Below are 1,501 nucleotides of genomic sequence, written 5' to 3' on the forward strand. Positions count from 1 at the left end.
CCCTCTCTGTCAGGCTGACGTGAGACACCTGATCCACTACATGGTCTGAGTAGGGCGAGTGCAGGAAGATCCGCGTTGACGATGACTCGTGCTGACCTGAGGGTCGGCGTGACCGATGATGGGCTGATGGGCCCTCGGTCGGATCAGCCGAAGCGGCGGACGTTCACCGCTGAGTACAAGTTGGCGATGGTGGCCGAGTACGACGCGGCCAGTGAGCCGGGGGCGAAGGGGGCGCTGCTGCGCCGGGAAGGGCTGTATTCCTCACACATCGTCGAGTGGCGGCGAGCCCGCGATGCCGGTGCTCTGGCGGGGGTTGCGGGCAAGCCGCGCCAGCCGGCGCGAAGCGAAGCCGACCGGGAAGCCGAGCGGTTGCGGGCGGAGAACGAGCGGCTGCGTGCGGAGCTGGCCAAGACCAGGGCGGCGTTGGATGTTGTGGGAAAAGCACACGCGCTCTTGGGTCTGATCTCCGAGAGCGCGGACACCGATCCGCGGTCGAGCAGGTGATCGACGCCGCGTTCGTCGGCCTGGCCGACCTGACGTCGACCAAGCGGGCCTGCGCGCTGCTAGGCAAGTCCCGGGCCACTCACTACCGCCGGCAGCGGCCGAAGCTGGCCGGGCCGCGTTTGCCTCGCCCGGCGCCGTCGAACAAGCTCACCGCGGTGGAGCGAGCCAGCGTGCTGGCGACGCTGCACCATGAGTCCTTCATGGACAAGTCGGTGGCGCAGGTGTGGGCGACACTGCTGGACGAGGGCAGCTACCTGTGCAGCGAGTCGACGATGTACCGAATCCTGCGTGAAGTCGGCGGCGCGCGGGAACGCCGAGCGCAGGCCACCCACCCGCCGCGGACCCGCCCCGAGTTGGTGGCCACCGGTCCAGGCCAGGTGTGGTCATGGGACATCACCAAGCTGCACGGCCCGACCCCAGGCCTCTACTACGACCTTTACGTCATCATCGACATCTACTCCCGCTACGTGCCCGGCTGGCTCGTGGCGCCGACCGAGACCGGCGAGCTCGCCAAGTCGTTCATCGAGGCCACCATCGCCACGGCCGGCGCAGCGCCGCGGGTGGTGCACGCCGATCGGGGCACCTCGATGACCTCGAAACCAGTCGCGCTGCTGCTGGCCGATCTCGGCGTCGTGCGCAGCCACAGCCGGCCCAAGGTCAGCAACGACAACCCCTACAGCGAGGCCGCGTTCAAGACGCTGAAATACTGCCCCGCCTTCCCCGACCGGTTCGGCTCGATCCACGACGCCCGCGCCTTCTGCGAGCAATTCTTCACCTACTACAACCACGAACACCGCCACAGCGGCATCGGGCTACACACCCCCGCGTCGGTCCACCACGGCACCGCCACCCAGATCCAGGCCCTGCGTGCCGAGGTCCTCACCGCCGCGCACGACCGTCACCCACACCGGTTCCGGCGCCCGCCGCAGCCGCCGCCACTGCCCTCCGCGGTTTGGATCAATCGGCCAGCACTGCAGACGGCCGCACAACAGACGAA

1 protein-coding gene is annotated in these 1,501 nt (G+C 68.6%); it reads left to right on the forward strand.

Features of this window, described 5'->3' with window-relative positions:
* Positions 1 to 81: 81 nt before the first annotated feature.
* A protein-coding gene (locus V6V89_RS41350) for an IS3 family transposase (protein ID WP_442935329.1) occupies positions 82 to 1,501 on the forward strand; the annotation gives its coding sequence in 2 pieces (ribosomal slippage) (positions 82 to 337 and positions 337 to 1,501; 1,421 coding nt annotated over the 2 pieces). This gene is flagged as partial in the annotation.

The organism is Micromonospora sp. CPCC 206061 (genome assembly GCF_036906915.1).
Classification (GTDB): Bacteria; Actinomycetota; Actinomycetes; order Mycobacteriales; family Micromonosporaceae; genus Phytohabitans.